The 21,220-nt window shown below is 71.9% G+C and carries 19 protein-coding genes and 1 other RNA gene; 9 read left to right on the top strand and 11 right to left on the bottom strand.

Going from position 1 to position 21,220, the window contains the following annotated elements:
• Positions 1 to 65 precede the first annotated feature (65 nt).
• The 5 genes from ALA01S_RS02640 to mraZ form a co-directional block, all read right to left on the bottom strand.
• Positions 66 to 1,586 carry a UDP-N-acetylmuramoyl-L-alanyl-D-glutamate--2,6-diaminopimelate ligase gene (locus ALA01S_RS02640; RefSeq protein ID WP_066331661.1) on the bottom strand — a complete coding sequence of 507 codons (1,521 nt, stop codon included), beginning with the start codon at positions 1,584 to 1,586 and terminating at the stop codon, positions 66 to 68.
• An 85-nt stretch (positions 1,587 to 1,671) separates the two neighbouring features.
• Positions 1,672 to 3,450, bottom strand: a complete 1,779-nt coding sequence (locus tag ALA01S_RS02635; protein ID WP_066331659.1) for a peptidoglycan D,D-transpeptidase FtsI family protein — start codon at positions 3,448 to 3,450, stop codon at positions 1,672 to 1,674.
• Positions 3,447 to 3,728 (bottom strand): cell division protein FtsL, encoded by a 282-nt coding sequence (ftsL, locus tag ALA01S_RS02630; protein ID WP_066331657.1) that lies wholly within the window; start codon positions 3,726 to 3,728, stop codon positions 3,447 to 3,449. The genes ALA01S_RS02635 and ftsL overlap by 4 nt, the downstream gene beginning before the upstream one ends.
• On the bottom strand, positions 3,725 to 4,747 hold the full coding sequence (rsmH, locus tag ALA01S_RS02625) for a 16S rRNA (cytosine(1402)-N(4))-methyltransferase RsmH (protein ID WP_084267150.1): 1,023 nt from the start codon (positions 4,745 to 4,747) through the stop codon (positions 3,725 to 3,727). Before rsmH ends, ftsL begins: the two co-directional genes overlap by 4 nt.
• The gene (gene mraZ, locus ALA01S_RS02620) at positions 4,747 to 5,187 is read right to left on the bottom strand and encodes a division/cell wall cluster transcriptional repressor MraZ (protein WP_066331655.1); all 441 of its coding nucleotides are present in this window, start codon (positions 5,185 to 5,187) and stop codon (positions 4,747 to 4,749) included. The genes rsmH and mraZ overlap by 1 nt, the downstream gene beginning before the upstream one ends.
• A 293-nt stretch (positions 5,188 to 5,480) precedes the next feature.
• Here mraZ and ALA01S_RS02615 point away from each other — a divergent pair, with 293 nt between their 5' ends.
• On the top strand, positions 5,481 to 5,762 hold the full coding sequence (locus ALA01S_RS02615) for a hypothetical protein (RefSeq protein ID WP_066331653.1): 282 nt from the start codon (positions 5,481 to 5,483) through the stop codon (positions 5,760 to 5,762).
• Positions 5,763 to 5,831: 69 nt separating this feature from the next.
• Here ALA01S_RS02615 and ALA01S_RS02610 read toward each other — a convergent pair whose 3' ends face one another.
• Entirely contained in the window at positions 5,832 to 6,824 is a 993-nt protein-coding gene (locus ALA01S_RS02610) for an MBL fold metallo-hydrolase (RefSeq protein ID WP_084267166.1), read from the bottom strand.
• Positions 6,825 to 6,924: 100 nt separating this feature from the next.
• Here ALA01S_RS02610 and ALA01S_RS02605 point away from each other — a divergent pair, with 100 nt between their 5' ends.
• The 4 genes from ALA01S_RS02605 (at position 6,925) to ALA01S_RS02590 (ending at position 10,065) form a co-directional block, all read left to right on the top strand.
• Positions 6,925 to 7,149: a hypothetical protein gene (locus tag ALA01S_RS02605; RefSeq protein WP_066331650.1), complete on the top strand. Its 225-nt coding sequence runs from the start codon at positions 6,925 to 6,927 to the stop codon at positions 7,147 to 7,149.
• A 29-nt stretch (positions 7,150 to 7,178) separates the two neighbouring features.
• Positions 7,179 to 8,096: an NAD(P)/FAD-dependent oxidoreductase gene (locus ALA01S_RS02600; RefSeq protein ID WP_066331649.1), complete on the top strand. Its 918-nt coding sequence runs from the start codon at positions 7,179 to 7,181 to the stop codon at positions 8,094 to 8,096.
• A gap of 232 nt (positions 8,097 to 8,328) precedes the next feature.
• The gene (locus ALA01S_RS02595; RefSeq protein ID WP_066331646.1) at positions 8,329 to 9,096 is read left to right on the top strand and encodes a histidine phosphatase family protein; all 768 of its coding nucleotides are present in this window, start codon (positions 8,329 to 8,331) and stop codon (positions 9,094 to 9,096) included.
• Between the two features lie 96 nt (positions 9,097 to 9,192).
• A complete protein-coding gene (locus ALA01S_RS02590) occupies positions 9,193 to 10,065 on the top strand; it encodes an NAD(P)H-hydrate dehydratase (RefSeq protein ID WP_157118721.1) in 873 nt (290 codons plus the stop codon).
• Positions 10,066 to 10,147: 82 nt separating this feature from the next.
• On the opposite strand, the gene rnpB is transcribed toward ALA01S_RS02590, so the two are convergent.
• Positions 10,148 to 10,490: RNase P RNA component class A (gene rnpB, locus ALA01S_RS02585), an RNA gene on the bottom strand.
• 40 nt (positions 10,491 to 10,530) lie between these two features.
• Here rnpB and cysK point away from each other — a divergent pair.
• Together cysK and ALA01S_RS02575 are read left to right on the top strand one after the other, a co-directional pair.
• On the top strand, positions 10,531 to 11,448 hold the full coding sequence (gene cysK, locus ALA01S_RS02580) for a cysteine synthase A (protein ID WP_066331639.1): 918 nt from the start codon (positions 10,531 to 10,533) through the stop codon (positions 11,446 to 11,448).
• A gap of 91 nt (positions 11,449 to 11,539) precedes the next feature.
• On the top strand, positions 11,540 to 12,517 hold the full coding sequence (locus ALA01S_RS02575) for a GGDEF domain-containing protein (RefSeq protein WP_157118720.1): 978 nt from the start codon (positions 11,540 to 11,542) through the stop codon (positions 12,515 to 12,517).
• Here ALA01S_RS02575 and ALA01S_RS02570 read toward each other — a convergent pair.
• Both ALA01S_RS02570 and pyrC read right to left on the bottom strand, forming a co-directional pair.
• Positions 12,430 to 13,239, bottom strand: coding sequence for a DUF3025 domain-containing protein (locus ALA01S_RS02570; protein ID WP_373862973.1), 810 nt, complete (start codon positions 13,237 to 13,239; stop codon positions 12,430 to 12,432). The genes ALA01S_RS02575 and ALA01S_RS02570 overlap by 88 nt on opposite strands.
• Positions 13,240 to 13,288: 49 nt before the next feature.
• A complete protein-coding gene (gene pyrC / locus ALA01S_RS02565; protein ID WP_066331635.1) occupies positions 13,289 to 14,326 on the bottom strand; it encodes a dihydroorotase in 1,038 nt (345 codons plus the stop codon).
• Between the two features lie 132 nt (positions 14,327 to 14,458).
• Between pyrC and ALA01S_RS02560 the strand changes: the two genes are divergently transcribed.
• Together ALA01S_RS02560 and ALA01S_RS02555 are read left to right on the top strand one after the other, a co-directional pair.
• Entirely contained in the window at positions 14,459 to 15,652 is a 1,194-nt protein-coding gene (locus ALA01S_RS02560) for an ABC transporter substrate-binding protein (RefSeq protein ID WP_218011419.1), read from the top strand.
• Complete coding sequence (locus ALA01S_RS02555; protein ID WP_066331633.1) at positions 15,649 to 17,379, top strand: sensor histidine kinase; 1,731 nt, start codon at positions 15,649 to 15,651, stop codon at positions 17,377 to 17,379. The genes ALA01S_RS02560 and ALA01S_RS02555 overlap by 4 nt, the downstream gene beginning before the upstream one ends.
• A gap of 58 nt (positions 17,380 to 17,437) precedes the next feature.
• On the opposite strand, the gene ALA01S_RS02550 is transcribed toward ALA01S_RS02555, so the two are convergent.
• On the bottom strand, positions 17,438 to 19,999 hold the full coding sequence (locus tag ALA01S_RS02550) for a chemotaxis protein CheW (RefSeq protein ID WP_084267165.1): 2,562 nt from the start codon (positions 19,997 to 19,999) through the stop codon (positions 17,438 to 17,440).
• A gap of 456 nt (positions 20,000 to 20,455) precedes the next feature.
• A complete protein-coding gene (locus ALA01S_RS02545) occupies positions 20,456 to 20,884 on the bottom strand; it encodes a hypothetical protein (RefSeq protein WP_066331628.1) in 429 nt (142 codons plus the stop codon).
• Positions 20,885 to 21,220: the final 336 nt, after the last annotated feature.

Genomic DNA, 21,220 nt, shown 5'->3' with positions numbered 1-21,220 from the left:
GGGAAGCGCAGAACGGCAGCCCAAGAGGCGAGCTGCCGAAGTCGAAGGGTGATTCGTCTGGTAAGTCATGGCTGCGCCTGTCGCGTCCGCAACGCGTCGAGCGCCTCGTCGATATCGGAGAAGGGCAGCTTCCGGCCGCCGATGTCCTGGTAGTCCTCGTGTCCCTTGCCGGCGATGAGCAACACGTCGGCAGGTGCTGCCGAGCGCACCGCGTCGAGAATGGCCTCACGGCGGTCCTCGATGACCTTGGCGCGGGCGCCGTGCGGCAACCCGGCCACGATCTGCGCCAGGATGGCGCCCGGTGACTCGGACCGCGGATTGTCGCTCGTCAAAACGACATCATCTGCAAGCTGTTGTGCAATCGCGCCCATCAAGGGGCGCTTGGTGGCGTCGCGATCGCCGCCGCAACCGAACACGCAGCACAGCCGCCCGCCCCGCGCGCTCGCCAGCGGGCGCAGCGCCGCCAGCGCCTTCTCCAGCGCGTCGGGCGTGTGGGCGTAGTCCACCACCACTTCCGGGCCGGCCTCGCCTGTGCCCAGGCGCAGCTGCTGCATGCGGCCCGGCACGGGCGTGAGCAGCGGCACCACCTCGGCCGCCTGCCGCGCCGGCACGCCCAGCGCGCGCAGGCCGCCCAACACCGCGAGCAGGTTGCTGGCGTTGTAGTCGCCGATGAGGCGGCTGCGCACGGGCAGCGCCGCGCCGTCGCCCTCCTCCACCATCTCGAAGGCCAGGCCGCCGGCCTCGTAGCGCAGGTCCTGCGCGCGCAGCCGCGCGGGGCCGCGCGTCGAGTAGGTCCACAGCGCCAGGCCGCTGCCGGCGAGCTCGCGCGCCAGCGCCTGGCCCTGCGCGTCATCGACGTTGACGACGGCCGCGCGCAGCCCCGGCCAGTCGAAGAGCATGCGCTTGGCGGCCCAGTACGACGCCATGGAGCCGTGGAAGTCCAGGTGGTCGCGCGTGAAGTTGGTGAACAGCGCCACCGTGATGCGCGCGCCGGCCAGGCGCTGCTCGATCAGGCCGATGGACGAGGCCTCCAGCGCGCAGGCCTTGAAGCCCTCGTCCACGAAGCGGCGCAGCCCGGCATGCAAGCTCACCGGGTCCGGCGTGGTCAGCCCGGTGAACTCGATGCGCGCGTCTTCCTGCGTGCCCGCGCGCGGCGGCTCGCCGATGCCCAGCGTGCCCACCAGGCCGCAGCGCCGCTGCAGCGCGGTGAGGGCCTGCGCGGTCCACCAGCTCGTGGAGGTCTTGCCGTTGGTGCCGGTGGCGGCCACCAGGTCCAGCGCCTGGCTGGGCGAGCCGAAGAAGCGGTCGGCCACCACGCCGGCGGCGGTCTTGAGCCCGGGGACGGCGGCGATGCGCTCGTCGTCGAAGCCGAAGGCCTCCACGCCCTCGCTGGCCACCAGGCAGGCCGCCGCGCCGGCCTGCAGCGCGCCGGCCACGAAGCGGCGCGCGTCGTGCGCCGCGCCGGGCCAGGCCATGAAGGCGTCGCCCGCGCGCACCAGGCGGCTGTCGCTGCGCAGCGTGCCCGTCACGCGCGCGCGCAACCACTGCGCGGCGGCGTCGGCGTCGTCAAAGCGGGTCAGTGCCACGAGGCCTCCCGGCACGCCGCGGTTGCCGCCGGCTTGCTGCAGTTGATCGCGGGCGCCCCGGCCCGTTGCATGGTCACCGCACCCATCAGAAGCTCTCCGGCTCGGCCGGCACGGCCTTGGTGACGATCTGCGTCTTGACGTCGAGGTCGGGCTCCACGCCCTTGAGGCGCAGCGTCTGCTGCACCACCTGGCTGAACACGGGGCCGGCCACGGCACCGCCGAAGTACTGGCCGTTGGTGGGCTCGTCCACCATCACCGCCACGATCACGCGCGGCTTGTCCACCGGCGCCAGGCCCACGAACCAGGAGCGGTACTTGTTGCTCGCGTAACCGCGGCCTTCCTGCTTGTGCGCCGTGCCGCTCTTGCCGCCGGTGGAGTAGCCGATGACCTGCGCCTGCGGCGCGGTGCCGCCGGGGGCGGTGACGAGCTGCAGCATCTTGCGCACCTGCTGCGCGGTCTGCACCTTGAACACGCGCGTGCCCGGCAGCGGCGCGTCCTGCTTGAACATGGACACGGGAATGACCTCGCCGTCGCGCGCAAACGCCGTGTAGGCCTGCGCGATCTGCAGCAGCGAGGCCGAGAGGCCGTAGCCGTAGGCCATGGTGGCCTGCTCGATGGGCTTCCAGCTCTTCCAGGGGCGCAGCCGCCCGGTGACGGCGCCGGGGAACTTGAGCTGCGGCTTCTGGCCGAAGCCCACGCTGGAGTACAGCTCCCACATCTCCTTGGGCGGCATCTGCATGGCCAGCCGCGCCGAGCCGATGTTGCTGGACTTCTGTATCACCTCGGAGACGGTGAGCACGGGGTGCGGGTGCGCGTCGCGTATGGCGGTGCCGCTCACCACCAGGGTGCCCGGGCCGGTGACCACGGGCGTGTCGGGGCGCACGCGGCCGGTCTCCAGCGACTGGCCGATGATGAAGGGCTTCATCGTCGAGCCGGGCTCGAAGGTGTCGGTGAGCGCGCGGTTGCGCAACTGGTTGCCGGTGAGCTTGCTGCGGTCGCCCGGGTCGTAGCTGGGGTAGTTGGCCAGCGCCAGCACCTCGCCGGTCTGCACGTCGATGACCACCACGCTGCCGGCCTTGGCCTTGTTGTCCACCACGGCGTCGCGGATGCGCTGGTAGGCGAAGAACTGCACCTTGGCGTCTATGGACAGCGCAATGTCGCGGCCGTTGACGGGGTCGAGCTGCTGGCCCACGTCCTCGATGACGCGGCCCAGCCGGTCCTTGACCACCTCGCGCGAGCCGTTCTTGCCCTGCAGCTCGCGCTGGAAGGCCAGCTCTATGCCCTCCTGCCCGGTCTGCTCCATGCCGGTGAAGCCCACCACGTGCGCGGCGGCCTCGCCCTCGGGGTAGCGGCGCTTGAACTCCGAGACCTGGTGCACGCCCTTGAGGTTGAGCGCCTTGATCTGCTCCCAGGTCTCGTCGTCGAGCTGGCGGCGCAGCCACACGAAGTTGTTGTTCTCGGCCAGGCGCTTGTCCAGGTCGGACACGCCCATGCCCAGCAGCTTGGCCAGTTGGGCCTTCTGCGCGGGGCTGGCCTCGAAGTCCTTGGGGATGGCCCACACGGAGGGCGCGGCCACGCTGGTGGCCAGCAGCGCGCCGTTGCGGTCCAGGATGCGGCCGCGGCTGGCGGGCATCTGCAGCGTGTGGACGTAGCGCTTCTCGCCCTGCTGCTGGAAGAAGTCGGTGCCGATGATCTGCACGTAGGCCGCGCGCGCCAGCAGCGCGGTGAAGCCCACGCCCACCAGCGCCACCAGGAAGCGCGAGCGCCACGGCGGCGTCTTGGAGGCCAGCAGCGGGCTGGTGGCGTAGTTGACGCTGCGCACGCTCACGGCGGCGCCGCGCGGGCCCGGACGCAATGCGCTCATCGCTGCGCCTCCGACGCGGCGGCGTCCACGTAGAAGGTCACCGCCGGCGTGGCGGTGCGCATGGCCAGGCGCTCGCGCGCGAGCTTCTCCACGCGGCCGGACGTGGCCTGCAGCTCGCGCTCGGCCTGCAGCCGCTTGAAGTCGCGCTCCAGCAGCCGCTGGTCGCTGCGGGCACGGTCCAGCGCGGTGTAGAGCTGCCGGCCCTCGTAGGCCGTCTTCACCAGGAACATGCAGCTGCCCACCAGCACGGCCAGCAGCAGGAAGTTCAGCCGCGTCATCGCCCCCTCCCCGCGGACTGCGCCGCGCGCGCGCCGCGCGCGGCACCGGCAGGCTGCAGCGGTGCGCCGGCGTCATAGGGCACGTCGGTGCGCTCGGCCACGCGCAGCACGGCCGAACGCGAGCGCGGATTGGCCGCCACCTCGGCCTCGGAGGGCCGGATGCGCTGCACCGCGCACAGCCGCGAGGGCGTGGGCGGCGCAAACGGGGCGCGGCGGTCCACCTCGGCACGGCTTTCGCGCGCCATGAAGGTCTTGACGATGCGGTCTTCCAGCGAATGGAAGCTGATCACCGCCAGCCGCCCGCCCGGGGCCAGCAGCGCCAGCGCCGCGCTCAGGCCCTGCTCCAGCTCCTGGAGCTCGCCGTTGACGTGAATCCGAAGAGCTTGAAAGGTGCGTGTGGCGGGGTCCTGCCCCGGCTCGCGGGTCTTGACCGCACGAGCCACGAGGTCGGACAGCTCGGAGGTGCGCTGCACGGGCTGGCCGCTTTCCCGGCGAGCCACAAGCGCCTTTGCAATCTGGAGAGCAAACCGTTCTTCGCCATAGTCGCGGATCACCTGTGCAATCTGGCGCTCGTCGGCGCGCGCAAGGAAGTCGGCCGCGCTCTCGCCGCGCGTGGGGTCCATGCGCATGTCAAGCGGGCCGTCGAAGCGGAAGCTGAAGCCGCGCTCCGGCGTGTCGATCTGCGGCGAGGACACGCCGATGTCCAGCAGCACGCCGTCCACGCGCGGCACGCCCAGCGCCGCCAGCACCTCGCCCATCGCGCCGAAGTTGGCGTGGTGTATGGAAAAGCGCGGGTCGGCTATGGCGGTGTCGCCACGGGTGGCCGCGGCCAGCGCCTCGGGGTCGCGGTCCAGCGCAATGAGCCGGGCGCCCGCGCCCAGCCGCTGCAGCAGCAGCCTCGAGTGACCACCACGGCCAAACGTGCCGTCCACGTAAATGCCGTCGGCCGCGCCCAGCACGGCATCGACGGTTTCATGCAGCAGCACCGTTTGGTGCTGCCCGGGAAGAGAAGAGCGCATCACGCGACAAAATCCTGGATCGCCGCCGGCATTTCAGAGCCCATGACCTGCGCCTCGTGCGCCGCAAGGCGCGCGCGGTCCCACAGCTCCAGACGCGAGCCCATGCCGATGAGCATCACGTCACGCACCAGCCCGGCGGCCTCGCGCAGCTCCGGCGCCACGAGTACCCGCGAGGCGCCATCCATGTCCACGTCCAGCGCGTTGCCCAGGAACACGCGACGCCACCCGTCAGCCGCCATCGGCAACTGCAGCAACTTGTCGCGGAACTGTTCCCACGCCTGGCGCGGAAACATGAGCAGGCAACCCGCCGGACTCTTGGTGAGGGTCAGCTGGCCGCCTGACAGGTTCATCAATGCGTCGCGATGACGTGCGGGAACAGTAAGGCGCCCCTTACCGTCCAGCGTCAGCGCCGCAGGACCCTGGAAGACATGACCAACCACAACACCCCACTTCCAACCACTTTTCCCCACTGTACCGGACTGGCACACCCCGGTCAACTTTGCCGGCCGAAAAAATTCAATGAAATCAATAAGTTAGACGTGGAAGTGAATCTCGTTTGAGAGTAAAAAAGTGCTGCAGAAATAAGGACTTGCGCCCCCCAATGAAAGTGAATGCTGAGCTGCCGGTGGGGTTTTGAGCCCAAAGGGAGCCTTTCGACAGTTCACGTTCCGGCCACAAGGTCAGGAACAGGGCTTGCCGCCTGCTGGAAGACGACTGCCTTCAGGAGGAAACCATGACAGACGCCCACAACCGCGAGCAGGAGGCCAAGCGCCTGGAAGGCCAGGGCCGGCAGGCCGAGGACAAGGTGCCCACCTACCAGGAGTTGCTGGACGAGGCGGTGGACGAGACCTTCCCCGCCAGCGACCCCATTTCGCCCAGCGCGGCCATGCATGCCGACCGCAAGATCGCCACCGGCAAGGACAGCCACGACTGGACGCTGCAGCCCGGGGCACACACGCCGCCCAAGGCCGAGGACGGGGACAAGAACGACCCGCCAGCCGCCGACAAGCGCTGAGCCCGGCTCGGGGGCGGCGATTGTCGCCGCTCGCGCGGCCCGTGTCCGCCGCCCTGTTCCCCTTTGTCTTCAGCGCCAGCGCTCGGCCGGCACGGTGAAATTGAAACGCTCGCCCGGCCGCAGCACCTGCACCTTGTCCTGCAGCCCGGCGGCGCGCGCCGCGGCGAGGAAGTCCTCCAGCGAAGACTTGAAGACCGGGTAGTCGTCGTTGTGGATGGGAATGGCTCGCCTGGGCTCAATGAGCTGCAGGGCCTGCACGCCCTGCTGTGCGTCCATGGTCAGCAGCACGCCGAACAGCCGCGTGCCCCCCAGGTGCAGCAACGCCAGGTCGATGTCCGGGTAGCGCTTGGGGATCTCGGCCAGCTCGTCATAAACCAGCGTGTCGCCGCTGATGTAGAGCCGCCAGGCCGGCGTGCCCCCAGGGGCCAGCAGCTCCACCAGGCTGCCCATGGTGGGCGGCAGGGCCGCGTGCACCACCGGTGGCCCATGGCGCGCTGGCATGGCGGTGATGCGCAGCCGCGCCGCGCCCTTCTCCAGCTCTATGGCCTGCCAGGTCGCCAGCCCGTGCAGCGATCTGGAACCCCGCTCCGCCAGCTGGCGCACCGCGTGCGGCGTGCTGATGACGGGCAGCAGCTTGTCGAGCCTGCGCTCGGCCACCTCGTCGAAATGGTCGCCGTGGTAGTGCGACAGCAGCACCGCATCCAGCGGCGGCAGTTGCTCCACGTCCATGGCCGGATCGGTCAGCCGCGGCGAGTGGATGCCGTAGCCCAGGTGCGCGTGCTCGCCCTTGTGCAGGAAGTTGGGGTCGGTCAGCAGCGTGAAAGGGCCAACGCGCAGCACCACCGTGGCCGTGCCGATGAACTGCACCGAGCCGCCGGGCACGCCGCCCGATGCCGCTTCCACCGGCGCGGGCAGCGGCAGCTTCAACAGGGGCAGGCTTTCCTGCGGCTGTGGCTGCGCCTGCGCGCGCAGCAGCGGGCTGGCCGCGCCCAACAGCAAGCCGCCGGCGGCGCGCAGCAGGGCTCGGCGCCGGCGCTGCAGGGCCCTGCGTACTTCTTCCATGTCGGCAGCGCGTGCAAGCGCCATTCCCAGTCGGCGGCTTTGGTCGGGGAATGGCGCTTGCCGACACGGCTGTCGCCAACCACGTCGAGGAGACTGACCCATGAACACCACGTCCTCCAGCGATTCCAGCGGCAACCAGCGCGAGGCGCCCGCCTCCACCGGCGACCGCGCCCCCATGAACCCCGGCGACCAGGCCCCGCCCGGGACGCCCGGCACCGGCGAGGACGTCTGCCCGCGCTGCGGCGGCAGCGGCCGGCTCGGCGCCAGTGACTGTCCGGAGTGCGGCGGCAGCGGCAAGGTCAACGTCGGCATAGGCGGCGCCTGAGCCGCGGGCGCGGCAAGGCCGGCAGGCCCATGGACGACGTCGAATCCCCGTTCGACTGCGACGCCGCCGTCATAGGCGGCGGCCCGGGCGGGCTCACCGGGGCCATCTACCTGGCCCGCTTCAAGCGCAGCGTGCACGTGCTGGACGCCGGCCACAGCCGCGCCGCCAGGATCCCGCGCAGCCACAACATGCCCGGCTACCCGCAGGGCGTGGCGGGCACGGCGCTCATCGAAGCCATGCGCGAGCAGGCGCGGCGCTACGGAGCCGTGCTGGAAACCGCCTGCGTGCAGCGCCTGCAGCGCGTGGACGGCGGTTTTGCCTTGCACTTCACCGGCGGGCGCGAGCCGCTGCGCTGCCGCCAGGTGCTGCTGGCCACGGGCGTGAGCGACAACGAGCCCGCCATGCCGCACCTGGCGCAGGCGCTGCGCGAAGGCACGCTGCGCTACTGCCCGGTGTGCGACGGCTTCGAGGTGACAGGCCACTCGGTGGGCGTGCTCACCGACCGCTGCGCCGGCGTGCGCGAGGCGCTGTACCTGCGCCACTTCAGCGAGCACGTGACGCTGTACTTCACCCAGCGCGTGGACGTGGCGGCCGAGGACCACCGGCGCCTGGCCGCCGCCGGCATCGCGCTGCAGGCCGCCCCCGTGCGCGCCCTGCGCCTGCGCGAAGGCGGCGGCGTGCTCATAGAGCACGAGGACGGCACCGACGAGCGCGACTCGCTCTACGCCGCGCTGGGCCTGCGCGTGCACTCCACGCTGGCCACGGCGCTGGGCGCCGACCATGACGAGGACGGCTACCTTCTCACCGACGCCCGCCAGCGCACCAGCATCGAGGGCCTGTACGCCGCCGGCGACGTGGCGCAAAGCCTCAACCAGATCACGGTGGCCGCGGGCGGCGCGGCCATCGCCGCCTCGGCCATGCACCGCGCACTGGGCCTGCCCGGCTGAGGCACGGGCACGGCGGTTGCCGAATGGCTCTGCCAAGCCGTGGCAAGCGTGCCGCGCGCAGCCGGGCCGGCCCAGGTCCTGTCCATGGAGCCAGGAGCCGACGCTGCCGGACGTCACGCGCCGCCCTGCGCCTGCCGCTGCATCCGCTGCCCGGCTTGGCCCTGATTCGACGCCGGCGGCACCCAAAGCGGCTGCCGCAGCCCAACGCTTGAACCACCCGGGAACGACCACCTTGGAACAGAAATGGCCTGAAGTGCTGTGGATAGTCCGACACGGCCAGAGCGCCGGCAACGTGGCGCGCGACCACGCCGAATCCGCCGGGCTGCCGCTCATAGACATCGCCGAGCGCGACGTGGACGTGCCGCTGTCCGACCTGGGCCGCCAGCAGGCGCAGGCGTTGGGCGACTGGTTCAAGGCGCTGCCCATGGAGCAGCGGCCCAACGTCGTCCTGTGCTCGCCCTACGTGCGCGCGCGGCAGACGGCGCAACTGGTGCTGGAGGCCGCGGGCGTGGATCGCGAGGACGTGAGCTGGGTGGTGGACGAGCGGCTGCGCGAGAAGGAGTTCGGCCTGCTGGACCGCCTCACCCGCCACGGCATACGGCTGAAGTACCCCGAGCTCAGCGAGCAGCGCCGCCATGTCGGCAAGTTCTACTTCCGCCCGCCCGGGGGCGAGAGCTGGTGCGACGTCATCCTGCGCCTGCGCAGCCTGCTGGAGACGGTGGTGCGCGAGTACCGGCGCGAGCGCGTGCTCGTCGTGGCGCACCAGGTGGTGGTGAACTGCCTGCGCTACCTGCTGGAGCGCATGGACGAGGCGCAAATCCTGGACGTGGACCGCCAGGCCGATGTGCCCAACTGCGGCCTCACCCGCTACGCCTTCGATCCCACCCTGGGCCGCAACGGCCGCCTGGTGCTGCGCGAGCTCAACTTCGTCTCGCCGCTGCGCCAGGCCGGCGCCCCCGTCACCGCCGAGCCGGACGTGCCGGCCGCACCCAAGTCCTAGCCCTGGTCTTGCCGGCTTAGAGGCGCAGCCCGCTTGCGCCGGCCGGCAGCGAAATTGCCGCTACCCGTCATTCCCGTTACAGACTCACGAGGCTTGATGGACCTGATCCCTGTTGACGACGACCTGCTGCGCGGGTGGCCCCTGGCAAAACCTTCGCCGCAGGGCGACAAGGAGGAGCGCGGCCGCACCGTGGTGGTGGGCGGCAGCGCCGAGATTCCGGGCGCGGCGCTGCTGGCCGGCACCGCCGCGTTGCGCGCGGGCGCGGGCAAGCTGACCGTGGTCACCGTGCAGCGCATGGCGCTGGCCATGGCGATGGCGCTGCCGGAGGCGCGCGTCATCGGCTTGCCCGAGACCGCGGGCGGCGGCCTGGACGCCTCGGGGGCGCAGTTGCTGGCGCCCATGGTGCCTCACACCAACGCCCTGCTCTACGGCCCGGGCCTGCAGGACGAGGCCGCTGCCCCGATGTTCGTGCAGACCTTGCTGCAGCACTTGCCGCCCACGTTGCCGCTGCTGCTGGACGCGCTGGGCCTGTGCGCGGCGCCGCACGTTGGGCAGCGCGAAGGAGGCCTGTTGATCACGCCGCATGCGGGCGAGATGGCCAAGCTCTGCGGCGAGTCCAAGGCCGACGTGCAGTCCGACCCCGCCCAATGCGCCATGGACACCGCGCAGCGCCTGCACGCCGTGGTGGTGCTCAAGGGCGCGACCACGCACATCGCCGTGCCGGACGGCCGCCTCTGGCGCCACGAGGGCGGCAATCCCGGCCTGGCCACCTCGGGGTCGGGCGACATCCTGGCCGGGCTCATCGCCGGGCTGGTGGCGCGCGGAACGCCCCTGGAGCAGGCGGCGGTGTGGGGCGTGGCGCTGCACGCGCGCGCGGGCGAGCAGCTCGCCGCGCGCATGGGCGGCCTGGGCTTTCTCGCGCGCGAGCTCTCGGCGGAGATTCCGCACCTCATGGACACGGGCACCTGAGGCCGCGCCGGAGCGCGCCGGGGTTTGGAGGCCGCTGCCGCGGCCTTGCGCACGCGCGCCATGCGCGCGTGCCTTGAATATGTTGTGAAGCAAGCCGATGGGCCGGATTCTGTGCAGCCGTGGCGCCCTTGCGGGCGCCGCGGCCGTGACCGCCATTCCTCTGGGCCGTGGATCGCTCGCACGGCTCGATGCCACCTACCCGCCGGCTCCGCGGAGCCACATCATCGCCGGCCTATTTGGTGTTGCTGCGCGTAGAGATTGCCCGTTTCACCCCGCGGGCCTTGCGGCTCGCGGACTCGTCTCTGTTGCTCTGATCCTCACCTCGCGGTGGACAGCCGTTAGCTGCTACGCTGCCCTGTGCAGTCCGGACCTTCCTCCAGTGCCGCCTTGCGGCGTGGTGCACCAGCGGCGGTCTGGCCTGCTTCACACCGACATTATCGCCGCACCAAGAACGGAGCTCCCACAGTGAAGGCCAACAACATCCTCGACACCATTGGCGCCACGCCGCACATCCGCATGCAGCGCCTCTTCGGCGACGCGGAAGTCTGGATCAAGTCCGAGCGCAGCAACCCCGGCGGCTCGGTCAAGGACCGCATCGCGCTGGCCATGGTCGAGGCGGCCGAGCGCGACGGGCTGCTCAAGCCCGGCGGCACCATCATCGAGCCCACGTCCGGCAACACCGGCATCGGCCTGGCCATGGTGGCGGCGGTCAAGGGCTACCAGCTGGTTCTGGTGATGCCCGACAGCATGAGCGTGGAGCGCCGCCGCCTGATGCTGGCCTATGGCGCCAAGTTCGAGCTCACGCCGCGCGAAAAGGGCATGAAGGGCTCCATCGCCCGCGCGCAGGAGCTGGTGGCCGCCACGCCCGGGAGCTGGATGCCGCAGCAGTTCGAGAACCCGGCCAACATCGACGTGCACGTGCGCACCACGGCGCAGGAAATCCTGGCCGACTTCCCCGAGGGCCTGGACGTGCTCATCACCGGCGTGGGCACGGGCGGCCACATCAGCGGCTGCGCGCAGGTGCTCAAGGCCCAGTGGCCCAAGCTGAAAGTGTTCGCGGTGGAGCCCAGCGCCTCGCCGGTGATCAGCGGCGGCCAGCCCTCGCCCCATCCCATCCAGGGCATTGGCGCGGGCTTCATCCCGGCCAACCTCAAGACCGAGCTGCTGGACGGCGTGATCCAGGTCGAGGCCGAGGCCGCGCGCGAGATGGCGCGCCGCTGCGCCCGCGAGGAAGGCATGCTGGTAGGCATCTCCAGCGGCGCCACGCTCAGCGCCATCGCGCAAAAGCTGCCTGAGCTGCCCGCGGGCAGCCGCGTGCTGGGGTTCAATTACGACACCGGCGAGCGCTACCTCTCCATCGAAGGCTTCCTGCCCACGGAGTGACGCTGCGCCCGCCCCGGCCCGCACGCGACCGGGGCGGCTTTCCCAACCCCCTCCCCGCCACGCCAAGCCGCCCTTGAAGACCACGCCACTCTTGCCTCTCGTTGCCGCGCCGAACCCGGCCGGCACACCGCCCCCGCCCGTGGCGGCCGCCCTGGTGCAGGCTCTGGCCGAGAGCGAGCTGCTGGTGGCGCTGTTCGACGCGTGCGACCAGCTCTGCTGGTGCAACCCGGCCTTCGCGCAGCGCTTCCTGGACGGGCTGGCGCTGCCCGTGCCCTTTGCCGAGCTGGTGCAGCACAACTCCCGGCGCGGCTTGGGCGTGCGCATCGACGGCGGCGACGTCGAAGCCTTTTTGCGCGACCGCCTCCCGCGCCGCCGGCGCCTGCCCTACCGCGCCTTCGAAGTGGACACCCTGGACGGCCGCTGGCTGCGCATGACGCACACGCTGCTGGAGTCGGGCTGGCTGCTGAGCGTGTCCACCGACATCACCGAGCTCAAGCAGGGCGAGCTGATGCTGCGCCGCGCCCAAGCGCAGGCCGAGCAGGATGCGCGCACCGACATGCTCACCGGCGCACCCAACCGGCGCCACGTGTTCGAGTACGGCCTGATGGCGTTGCAGTGCTGCGACTTGGCGGGCCAGCCCTGCAGCGTGGCCCTCATAGACCTGGACCACTTCAAGCGCATCAACGACGGCCACGGCCACGACATGGGCGACGCCGTGCTGCGCAGCCTCGCCGCGCAGGCGTTCGCCGTGCTGCGCAATGGCGACCTCTTCGGCCGCATTGGCGGCGAGGAATTCCTGCTGCTCACGCCCGGCGCGCGCCAGGAACAGGCGCTGGAGATCGTGGAGCGGCTGCGCTGCCAGCTGCAGCCGCTGATGCTGGACGGCGGCGCGCGGCTGCCCTTCAGCTTTTCCGCCGGCGTGGCCCAGGCCCTGAGCGGCGACAGCATGGACAGCCTCATCACCCGCGCCGACCGCGCCCTCTACCGCGCCAAGCTGGCAGGGCGCAACCGCACCGAGTCGGCCGACGCCGGCGACGGCAGCGGCCTGAACACCGCCTCGTCCTCGTAGAAGCCCGGCTGGGCGTTGGCCGCCCACCACGGCGGCACGCCCAGCACGGGCAGCGGCAGGAAGGGCCGCGGCTGCAGCACCTGCACGCCCGCGTCCAGCGCCCGCACGGCGCCGGCGGGCCACACATGGGCCGTGATGCCCTTGTAGGGCTGCACCAGTTGCTCCATCACGGCGTGGCCGATGAGGCGCAGCCGGATCTCACCGCTCAGCCAGCGCCCGCGCTGCGCCACCAGCAGCTCGCGCCAGCGCCGCGCGCGCAACAGCGCCACGGCGTCGGCCGGGGCGTCCAGCAGTGCGCCGCTTTCGTCCAGCAGCGTGAGCGCGTCGCGCAACGGGCTGCGCCGCGGCTGCACGCCCTCCACCGCCAGCACCTGCGCGTGCAGCTCGTTGAGCCTCACTTTCAACGCCGGCTCCGCGAGCCACACCAGGCCGTTGAAGAAGTCGTGCAAATGGTCGCGCGTGGGCACGCAGGCGGTGCGGAAAATAAAACTTTCATAGGCCTCGCCCGGCGGCAGCTCGGATTGAGGCACGAAGCGCAACGCTCCGGCGGCCAGCCGCACCTGCGCCCGCGCCGGCACGGCATTGAGCGCCTGCGCGACGCCCGCGCCGCCCAACACCGCGGCGCAGGCGGCCTGGCCGTGCGCGCGGTAGGGCGCAAGCCAGGGGGCGTCCCAGTCAATGGCCTCGAAAGCCCCGCGCAGCGGCAAGCGCGCCACGGGCAGGCGCGTCCTGCGGGGTGGGCTCACGGCGTGCGGCGAACGCGGCGGCGGCTCAGGCCAGCTTCCAGTGCAACACTTCGCCGGCGCACAGCGGCTTGAGGGCCGCGTCGCCGAAGGGCACGGTTTCCGGCAGCGTCCAGTCCTCGCGCACCAGGGTCACGGTGCCGCTGTTGCGCGGCAGGCCGTAGAAGTCGGGGCCGTGGACGCTGGCAAAGCCTTCGAGCTTGTCCAGCGCACCGGCGGCCTCGAATGCCTGGGCGTAGAGCTCCAGCGCGGAGAGCGCCGTGTAGCAGCCCGCGCAGCCGCTGGCGTGCTCTTTCAGATGCGCCGCGTGCGGGGCGCTGTCGGTGCCCAGGAAGAATTTCGCGCTGCCGGAGGTGGCGGCCTGCACCAGGGCTTGGCGGTGCTCCTCGCGCTTGAGGACCGGCAGGCAGTAGTAATGCGGGCGTATGCCGCCGGTGAAGATGGCGTTGCGGTTGTAGAGCAGGTGGTGCGCGGTGATGGTGGCGGCGGTGTGGGCGTCGGCCTGGGCCACGTACTGCGCGGCCTCGCGCGTGGTGATGTGCTCGAAGACGATCTTGAGCTCGGGGAAGTCGCGGCGCAGCGGGATGAGCACGCGGTCGATGAACACGGCCTCGCGGTCGAAGAGGTCGATGTCGGCGTTGGTGACCTCGCCGTGCACCAGCAGCTTCAGGCCCTCGCGCTGCATGGCTTCCAGCGTCGGGTAGGTGAGCTTGATGTCGGTGACGCCCGCGTCGCTGTTGGTGGTGGCGCCGGCCGGGTAGAGCTTGGCGGCGACGACGCCGGCGGCCTTGGCCTTGGCGATCTCGGCCGGGGGCAGCCGGTCGGTGAGGTACAGCGTCATCAGCGGCTCGAAGGCCACGCCCGCGGGCACCGCGGCGAGGATGCGCTCGCGGTAGGCCAGCGCCTGCTCGGCCGTGGTCACGGGCGGGCGCAGGTTGGGCATGATGATGGCGCGGCCGAACTGGCGCGCCGTGTGCGGGACGACGGACTGCAGCGCCGCGCCGTCGCGCACGTGCAGGTGCCAGTCGTCGGGGCGGGTGAGGGTCAGCGATTGCGGGGCATTCATGGGGCGGATTTTCTCATCCGGCCTCCATGGCCCCTGGCCAACCACCGCAGGGCTCCTTTTTGCTGCGTTGCAGGCGGCAGAATCCGCGACCTGAAAGTCATGCAGCCCCGTCGTCGTCGCATCGTCCAAAGCTTGGCCGCCGTATCCGTGTCCGGTACCTGGCCGGGCCTGGCGCACCCCGCCCCCGGCCAGCACAGCGCCGCGCCCATCCTCATCGGCATGGACGGCGAGTTCAGCCTGCAAAACAGCCGCTCGGCGCAGGCGGTGGAAATGGGCATCCGCTGCGCGCTCGACGAGATAGAGCGCCGCGGCGGCGTGTTGGGCGGGCGGCGCTTCGAGCTGGTCACGCGCGACCACGGCTCCATCGCCGCGCGCGGCATCAGGAACTTGCGCGAGTTCGCCGCCATGCCGGGGCTGCTGGCCGTCTTCGCCGGGCGCTTCAGCCCCGTGGTGCTGGAGGAGATGGACCTCATACGCGAGAGCCGCACCCTGCTCATGGCGCCCTGGTCTTCGGCCGACGCCATCGTGGACAACGGCATGCGGCCCAACTACGTGTTCCGGCTGTCGCTGCGCGACAGCCTGGCCATGCCGCGGCTGCTGCAAAGCTGCGCCGCGCGCGGCCTCCACAGCGTTGGGCTGCTGCTGACCAACACCGGCTGGGGCCGCAGCAACCACGCCGCGGCGCGGGCCTGGAGCGCTGCCCACGCCACGCCGCGCATCGTGGGCACGGCCTGGTACAACTTTCGCGACACCTCGCTCCTGGAGCCCTACCGCGCGCTGCTGGAGGCCGGCGCGCAGGCCATCGTGCTGGTGGCCAACGACGACGAGGCCGCCGTGCTGGTGCGCGAGATGGCCGCCCTGCCCGCGACGCAGCGCGTGCCCCTCTTCAGCCACTGGGGCGTCTCCGGCGGCGACTTCGTCGGCCAGGCCGGGCCGGCGCTGTGGGAGGTGGACTTCAACGTCATCCAGACCTTCAGCTTCTTCCGCGCCCGCCCCGCGGCGTGGCGGCGCTTCGTGGCCGCGGCGCGGCCGCGCTACGGCATCGAGCGCCCCGAGCAGATCGCCGCGCCCGTGGGCGTGGCCCATGCGTACGACCTCATGCACATCCTGGCGCTGGCCGTGGAGCGCGCCGGCAGCGCCGAGCGCCCGCGCGTGCGCGACGCGATGGAGCAGGTGCGCGACTACGACGGCCTGATCAAGCGCTACCCGCAACCCTTCACCCCCATGCGCCACGAGGCGCTGGACCAGAGCGACCTGCTGCTGGCGCGCTATCGCGCCGCCGACGGCGCGCTGGTGCCGGTGGACGCGGCGCGCAAGCCGTCGTGACGGGCCGCGCACGCACACCGGCGGCCACGCGCACCCGGCTGGCCACGCGCATCACGCTGGCGTCGGTGCTGGTGGCGCTGGCGACGGTGCTGCTGCTGGGCGCCGGCGCGGGCTGGCTGCTGTACCGCCAGCAGCAGCGCGGGCAGCAGGCCATCGCCATGCAGCTGCTGTCGGAGCAGGCGCGGCGCGTGGCCGACCGGCTGGACGCCGTGCGCGAGCGCATGCAGCAGGCCGCGGCCAGCAGCCTCATCGCCACCGCGCTGGTGGACAGTGCCGGCAAGGAGCTTTACCTGCTGCCCTACCTGCAGCAGCTCGGCCAGGTGGGCGGCATGCCGGTGACCGTGCTGTTCGCGGACTTCGAGGGTCACCCCATCGCCGCCAGCCGCGGCGCCCGCTTCGACACGGCGCAGCTGCGCTGGCTGGCCGAGGCGGTGCCGCGCGGCCAGGCCGCCGCGTCGCTGTTCGGCAGCAGCGGGCAGGCCGAGCTGGCCTTCATCACCCTGGTGCGCTACGCCCGCACCGCGCAAGCCGAGGGCGCGCTGCTGGCCCGCATGCGCCTGGCCGAGCTGGTGCCGGATGGACGCTACGAGCTCGTCAGCGCGCAGGCCGGGGCGGCCGATGCCGCGCGGCCCGCCGTGCCCATTCCGGCGCACGCGCAGTTCGCCCCGCTTGGCCTGCAGGTGCGGCTCAAGGCCGGCGCGCAGGAGGCGCCGCCCGCGCACGACGGGACGCTGGCCCTGGTGCTGGCCATGCTGGCCGTGGCGCTGCTGCTGGCGGCAGTGGCGGGCCGCTTTTTCGCGCGGCGGCTCACGCGCGACCTGGACACGCTGGTGGAGTGCGCCGGGCGCATGCAAAGCGACCGCTGGGCCGACCGCAGCGTGCGGCTGCCGCGCGCGCGCACCAGCGAGATAGACGCGCTCAACCAGCGCATCAACGCCATGCTCGACGAGCTGGAGCAGGCGCACCGCAGCCAGATGGAGGCCGAGCAGGCGCGCGCGGCACAGGCGCTGTCGGAGGCGGCCAGCCGCCAGAAGTCCCTTTTCATGACCCGCGTGAGCCACGAGCTGCGCACGCCGCTCAACGCCATCCTGGGCTTCACGGACCTGCTCTCGCACCGCACCGAGCTGGATGCGCGCCAGCGCGAGTGGCTGCACTACATCGCCAGCGCCGGGCAGCACCTGCTGGCGCTGGTCAACGACCTGCTGGACATCTCGCGCATAGAGAGCGGCGCCCTGGAGCTGCAGCTGGGTCCGGTGGACGTGGCCGAGGTGCTGGCCGCCGCGGCGCGCGACCTGGGCACGCTGGCGCAGCGGCACGAGGTGGCCGTGCAGGTGGACACCCTGCCCCCATCCACCTGCGTGCGCGCCGACGCCACGCGGCTGCGCCAAGTGGTGCAGAACCTGCTGTCCAACGCCATCAAGTACAACCGCCCCGGCGGCCAGGCGCGGCTGCGGGTGCTGGCCGCCGGCGAGGACGTGGACCTGCTGGTGGAGGACAACGGCCTGGGCATGGACGAGGCGCAGCTCGCGCAGCTCTTTCAACCCTTCAACCGCCTTGGGCGCGAGCGCAGCCGCGTGGAGGGCACGGGCATAGGCCTGGCGCTCACGCGCAGCCTGGTGGAAGCCATGCAAGGCAGCCTGCGGGTGGAAAGCCGCCCCGGCGAGGGCAGCCGCTTCACCGTCAGGCTGCCCAAGTGCGCAGCGCAGCCGGAGCGGGCCGAGACGTGAGGGCGAGGGCCGCGGCCGGTGGGCGTTTGGACACTCGCCCCGGCGGCGGCCCGCAGCCTCACTCCACCATCAAGTCCACCGCCTCCAGCGTCAGGCGGCGCGCGGCGGCCGCGCGGCCGCTGAGCCATTCCCGCAGGCGCTGCACGTCCAGCACCTGGATGAGCTGGCGGCCCTCGTCGGCCGTGAGCAGTTGCGTCACCAGCGGCGGCAGCATGTCGCCCGTCCAGGGTGCGTGCTGCGACTGCTCGGCCGTGAAGCTCCAGACGCCGTGCAGGTCCGACACCAGCAGGCCCAGCTCGAAGTTCTCGCCGCGCAGCACCACCACCTGGCCGCCGGCGGACAGCGTGGTGCCCGGCCCCCCCAGGAGCGCATCGAGGTCGAACACCGACACGTGGCGTGTCACCAGCCCGTCGCGGCGCAGCGCCAGCATGCCCACGCGGTGCGAGCTGCCCACCGAGGGCAGGCGATGCACCTGCGACGAGGGCTGCGCCTCCACCACCTGGTCCGCGCGCACGGCGAACAGCTCCTCGCCCAAGCAGAAGGTGGCGAACTCCTGCCCCGGCGCGCTGCCCTGGCGACGCGAGGTGGTGAGCATCTGCGGCCGGCGCGCGGCGGCACGGCCCTCGCGCACCGGGCCCAGGGACTGCAGCGTCACGGCCAGCACCTGGTCGTCGTAGCCGTCGCACAGCTTGAACTCGCGGTAGCCGGGCGAGGCGCTCACGCCCAGCACCATGTACTGGCCGTCGCGCACCACGATGCGCGCGGCGCCCTGGCCGCGCGGGAGCTTGAGCATGTCCGGCGGCAGCCCGTCGAAGCGCCCGCCCACGGCCAGCGCCGCGTCGCTGGCGCACAGCACGCGGCCCTCGCGGTCCACGAAGGCGGCCTGCTCGTCGCCCTGCCCGGCCAGCGCGCCGCGCAGCATGGCTTCGAGCTGCGGCGCGGTGTCGAACACGATGCCTATGCCGCCGAGCGCCTCGCCGCCCCGCGGCGCGCGAATGGCGGCGTGGTAGACCCAGGTGGGCTGCCCGCCGTAGAGCGCGCTTGGGCGCAGCGGCGTGACGTGGTAGTGCTGCTGGTCCGGCAGCGACAGCACGGCCGAGAGGGTGTCGGGCTCGATGCGGCTGCCCACCACGCCGCCGCCGTGCGCGTCCATCGAGTGGCTGGAGGCGATGATGCGGCCGCTGCGGTCGTACACCACCAGCCGCGTGTAGACGGTGTAGAGCCCGTTGATGTGGCGCAGCACGCGCGTGGCCTCGTCGGCGCGCGCACGCTCGCTGCCCGCGGCCAGCGCGGCGGCCAGCTCAGGCGCCAGCGCCCACCAGCGGCAGTCGTTGGCGCGCTCGTAGAGGTTGCGGTCCAGCAGCTCCACCAGCCACTGCGCGGTGAAGCGCGCCGAGCTCAGCCGCGCGGCCAGTGCCGTGTCGGCCAGCTCGCGTATGGAGCGCGAGAACAGCGCGTCGCTGCGCGAGCCGTTGTCGGTGATCTGCTCCAGCACCGTGCGCAGCGCACGCTCGTCGCGCTGCTGCGCCGGGGCCATCACCTGCCCGTTCCAGACCACGCGGCGCACGGCGTCGGCGGCCACGATGATGTCGTGCAGCGGCGGGCAAAAGCCCGCCGAGTGGCTCAGCAGCCCGTCCACCACGGCCTCCTCCAGCCCGTCGAGCACGCCCGCGCGCGCGGTGTCGAAGGCCAGGTCCAGCGGCACCATGGTCTGCGCCTTCCAGCCCGGCGGGCCGGCGTAGCCCTGGTAGCCCTCGGCGGCAAAGGTCTGCACCAGGTACTTGCGCCCGCTCCAGGTGCGCAGCGACACCTCCTCGCCCGCGCTCACCGGCACCTGCAGGCCGATGGGCATCCAGGCCGGCTCGGCGCTGGCGATGATGCGGTCCTCGCCGTCGAGCACCACCAGGTTGGCGCGCCCGTTGCGCGTGTGGCGCGAGGCGAAGATGCCCGCCATCTCCGTGGCGAAGCCGAACACCAGGCACAGCACGCCCGCGGGCTGCCCGCTGCTGGGGTGCAGCACGCGCTGCGAATACACCAGCGCCGGCTGCATGCCCGGCTGCAGCCTGGAGGGGCCGAAGCTCTCCACGTAACCCTCGGCCTGCAGCGTGCGCGCCACCAGATCGTGGTCGCCGTGCGTGAAGCCCTCGGCGCTGCCCGCGGCGGCCCTCACGCGGCCCTCGGTGTCCAGCAGCGCAATGGCGTCGTAGACGGTGTACTTGGCGCGATAGGCGCGCAGCCGCCCCGTCACGCCCTCGGCGTCCCTCTCCCCCGTGCCGGCCAGGAACTCGCGCAGCACCTGGTCGGTGGCCAGGAAGCCCACGTCGGCCGTGCGCTCGTAGAGGTTGCGCACCAGCGCGTCAATGGTGTGCCGCGCGGGCGTGCCCACCTCCACCATCAGGTTGGCCACCTTTTGCCGGGCGAAGCTGGCAATGAGATCGCGCTCCAGCGACTCGAACCCCTGGCGCGTGGCTGCCAGCATGGACAGCAGGCCCTGCGTGCCGTCCGGGCACGTCATGCGCGCCGTGGCTTCAATCAGGCGCCACATCAGGCTGATGTCGCGCAACGACGCTTCGCAGCTCACGACGTCGCGCATGTGCGGCAGGCATTCTTCGAAATTCATCACTTGGCGCGTCCCGTAAAACATGAACAACAGTCTTACGGTTCGCAACGTGCGTGCCATAGGCACAGGAGCCGCACCATGGGTGCATTTACTTACAGATGCACCACTAAGGGTCTTGACCGAGCACGACGCTGGGGCATTGGCGCACGCGAGCGAAGCAAGGAGCGCGGCAACGCTGGAGGGCATGGGGGAACCGGCGTGGCGCCGGGGAAGGTCGTCGCCACGGGCCGCCGCGCATGTGGGGACATGCGCGGCGGCCCGTGGCGCGCCTGTGGCGCTTCCCCAGGGCAGCAGGCGGGCGGCGCGCCTGTGCTCCCTCCCGGGTCCAGTCAGACCAGCCAACGGTCCGCGGCGCTGGCGGTTGACCCCGACAGCCCTGGGACAAACGCCCTTGACCCGGACGATGTTTTGGGTGTGACAGCGGTGCGGCGCGAAGCCCGCAGGCCGCGCCGGGTTTCAGTGGGGGCAGCCGCCTGAGCCGGCCATGGGCGCGACCAGCGCAGTGCGCTCGGCGAATTCCTGCAGCGGGGGCGAGCCTGGCATGCCGGCCATGACGCAGCCGTCCGGCGTCATGGCCACGCTCACGCCGCGGCAGTGCAGCTCCACCAGCTCGCCGCAGGTGTTGTAGGCAAAACGCAAATGCCCCCCGTCCATGAAGCGCACGCTGTGCGAGACCAGGCCCGCGGTGCGCAGCACCTCATGGCTGTGCACCTCGCACAGGTTGGCCAGGCTGACGCTGGTGACCATGGGCAACTCGGCCACCACTTGGGCGTTGGTGCGCACGAAGTGGGCGCCCCAGGGCGTGGCCGGCGGCTGCTGCGGGTCCGGCGGCTGCGTGGCGTCGCTCTCGAACAAGGACCAGGACTGCTGCGGGCGCTGCTGCATGGCGTTTCCTCCTTCGTGGCTGAGGGACTTCACTGGCCGTGATGGGCCGGGCCGGCGGTCGGCGATGGCAGGTCATGAAGGTTCGTCGAGCGACGTCCCGGCGTCAGGGTCTGGCGCCGTTGCCCTCGGGGGCCGCCACGCGGCGTGGCGGCGGCGGGCGAACTGCTCGGCACGGGATTGATTCCCTCACATGCGGGGCATGGGCTCCATGGGAGCTTGCGCCCGGCCGAGCCGGTCAAATCCTCCCAAGTCGGGGTGCGCTGCGGGTTTGCACGCTTGCGGCTGGGAGGGCGGCCTGGGCGGCGGCCTTGGGCACGAGGCCGCCGCCCTCGTCCC

This window comes from Azohydromonas lata NBRC 102462, from assembly GCF_001571085.1.
Lineage (GTDB): Bacteria > Pseudomonadota > Gammaproteobacteria > Burkholderiales > Burkholderiaceae_C > Azohydromonas > Azohydromonas lata.
Note: the sequence above shows the minus strand (reverse complement) of the source record. Positions and strands in the feature narration are given on the sequence as shown.